The organism is Chloroflexota bacterium (assembly GCA_014360805.1).
GTDB lineage: Bacteria > Chloroflexota > Anaerolineae > DTLA01 > DTLA01 > DTLA01.
This window is the reverse complement of sequence record JACIWU010000153.1, coordinates 1-1,653: the sequence shown is the minus strand read 5'-3', so window position 1 is coordinate 1,653 and position 1,653 is coordinate 1. Positions and strand designations below refer to the sequence as shown.

At 66.5% G+C, this 1,653-nt stretch carries 1 protein-coding gene; it reads left to right on the top strand.

Annotated elements, in window-relative coordinates; translation table 11 throughout:
- Positions 1–72: 72 nt before the first annotated feature.
- A partial coding sequence (locus tag H5T65_14120; protein MBC7260364.1) for a serine/threonine protein kinase occupies positions 73–1,653 on the top strand: 1,581 nt, incomplete at its 3' end.

The following is a 1,653-nucleotide window of genomic DNA, read 5'->3' as shown; positions in this document are numbered from 1 at the left end:
TCTTCTGGTACGCCGAAACAGTGGTGCTAGCCAGAAGCATCCCTATTCCCTGCGCTACACCTGGAGCAGTCCATGACGCCAGACCCGCTCATCGGGAAGGCCATTGGCTCGTATAGAATCGAGCGGCTCATTGGCATCGGCGGATTTGCACGGGTCTACAAGGCCGTCCACGTGAGCCTGAGGACTCCCGTGGCCCTCAAGGTGTTTCACCAACACCTGGCCGCGGAACCCCAGTTCGTGGAGCGGTTCCGCGCCGAGGCGCGGACGTCCGCCTCACTTCGGCATTCGAACATCGTCCGCGTGTACGAAGCGGGCGAGGATGGCGGCTGGCTGTTCATCGCCATGGACCTGGTGGAGGGCGAGTCGCTGGCTGCGCTGCTCCAGAAGCGCAAGACGTTGGACGTGCCGACGGCTGTCTCCATCGCCAGCCAGATAGCAGGCGCTCTGGAATATGCCCACGGGTGGGGCGTCGTGCACCGAGACGTGAAGCCGGGGAACATCCTGCTGGACCGCAAGGGCAATGCCTACCTGACCGACTTCGGCATCGCCAAGGTGGCGGGGGCGACGCGGATGACCAAGTCGGGGGTCAGCATCGGGACGCCGGAGTACATGGCGCCGGAGCAGGCCGAGGGGAAATCCGTGAGCCGCCGCACCGACTTGTACGCGCTGGGCGTGGTGCTGTACGAGATGCTGTGCGGGCGGCCACCGTTCCAGGCGGACAACACGCCCGCGGTGCTGTACAAGGTGTGCATGGAGCCTCCGGCGCTTGGCCCGCTGCGTTCCTGCGCGCCGCCTCACGTGGTGAATGCGGTACTGCGTGCGCTGGAGAAGGACCCTGCGCGGCGGTTCGGGAGCGGGGCAGAGATGGCGGCGGCGCTGCAAGGGCCTGCCAGGGCGCGGGAGAGCCCGCCTGTTCGCAGGCCGAGACCGGCAGCCAGGGGCGGCGCAGGCGCGGGCGGGTGGTTGGCGCGGCTGGGCGGTGCGGGGGCTCCGCTGGCGGTTGTGGGAGCGGTGGTTGGGGTGGTTGCCCTGGCGGCGATTCTTTCGTCTGTGCTGACGCCACACCCTGCTGGCGGGGGCGGCACTCCGACGGCCAGCCCCACGGCGGGGGTGACGCCAAGTGCTACGCTTGCGCCTGGCGTCACGCCATCGGCAACACCAATGCCCACAACGCCAGTGCCCACCGCCACGACGGCCATACCGACACGCACGCCGGAGACCTCTGCAACGGCGGTCACGAGCACGCCCCTGCCGCCCCCCGGGAAGCCCGTAGAGTTGGAGCCGTGTGGGAACAAGCAATATGTCCGGGGAAGCCCCATCACCTTCCGCTGGACTGAGGCGGCGAACTGCTATTCCGGGTCGTGCTGGTATGAGGTGGGGGTTTACAAAGGAGGAGTCGGCTCAAAAGTTGGTGGCGTAGATAGCGTAGGCGGGACATCGTGGACGTGGACTCCGCCAGACTCCTTCAAATACTACTGGAAGGTGCGGGCGAAGACGGCTAGCGCATTGGGGGATTGGAGCGAGGAAGGGTGCCTGTTCGTGGTCGTAGTGGCTCCGCCAAACGGCCTAGCCGGTTGCGGCAGAAGCTTCCCTGCTAATCAGGCGATCAAACTCACCTGGGAAGCGGTCGAGGGAGCGACGGAGTACAAGGTT